Origin of the sequence: Streptomyces sp. NPDC051664, from assembly GCF_044453545.1 — a bacterium.
Taxonomy (GTDB): domain Bacteria; phylum Actinomycetota; class Actinomycetes; order Streptomycetales; family Streptomycetaceae; genus Streptomyces.
In genome coordinates this window covers 1-1,022 of the sequence record NZ_JBITCU010000144.1, presented here as the reverse complement: position 1 = coordinate 1,022, position 1,022 = coordinate 1, and the positions used below count along the sequence as shown (strand labels likewise).

The following is a 1,022-nucleotide window of genomic DNA, read 5'->3' as shown; positions in this document are numbered from 1 at the left end:
CATCCGCCCGCGGCACACGCATACCCGTCAACAACACCACAACAGCATCAACAGCAGGATCAACCACCACCAAAACCCCCACACCAACACACACATACGACACACCAACCAACACACCAGACAGCACACCAACCAACCCCAGCAAACCCCCAACAGCGTATAAACTTGACGTTTAACCTCGCCGGGTCGCCTAACTTACTGATCTTGCCTTCTTCGTGAGACATGGAGAGCGGCCGTTCTTCACGCTTCGAGGTGTCGAGCAGCGTCGCGTGAAGGGCCGCTAAGAGTCTGGCCCCTGCAGGTCCCGTAGACGCCGCGCTGAGCGTGCTGTCCCACTTTCTGGTCAAGGCCCGCGGACACAGAAGAACGGTGTAACTCCCCATGCCCCGCAGTTAAGGTCCTGACCTGCCTGTCAAGCGGTTCGGGGAAGCCGGGACACGAGGGCGGGACTCCGCGTAGGACAGAGAGTCGACCAAGATCCTCTGTTCTGACGGAGTCCCGTTGTTCATCGAGTTTGGCATGCCCGTACCGGGACGGGGGTCGGTTCGCGCGTTCGCGGCTGGCTATCTCGGAGAGCTGACGCAAATCATCCGGCCTGCCCTGGTAGATGAGGCGCTCGAACTGACGCGGCGGGTCCAGCGGCGGATCCGCAAGTTACCTGCCCGGGTCACGGTGTACCTCGTACTCGCGCTGTCGTTGTTTGGCACCGACGGCTACCTGGGGGTGTGGGCCGCGTTGACCGCCGGCCTGGGCGGCGAAGACGTGGCGCCGTCGGAGGCCGCGTTGCGTCAAGCCCGCAGGAGGGTTGGGTCAGCTCCGCTGGCCATCCTGTTCGACCGGCTGAAAGGGCCAGCGGACAAGGCTGATTGTTCCGGAGCGTGGTGGCGGGGGCTGCGGACGGTGGCCTGGGACGGCACCGGGCTGCAGTGAGGCGTCCCCCGGGGTGTGGGCACAGGGGCTCATGCCGCGATTGAGAGTTTAGCTGCTCGCAGATGCTGCTGTTCGAACTCCACCGGTGAGAG

1 protein-coding gene is annotated in these 1,022 nt (G+C 63.6%); it reads left to right on the top strand.

Translation table 11 applies throughout. The features are described 5' to 3' along the window. Window positions 1-501: 501 nt before the first annotated feature. Window positions 502-930 carry a transposase domain-containing protein gene (locus ACIA8E_RS42070; RefSeq protein WP_399307417.1) on the top strand — a complete coding sequence of 143 codons (429 nt, stop codon included), beginning with the start codon at window positions 502-504 and terminating at the stop codon, window positions 928-930. The last annotated feature ends 92 nt before the right edge of the window (window positions 931-1,022 follow it).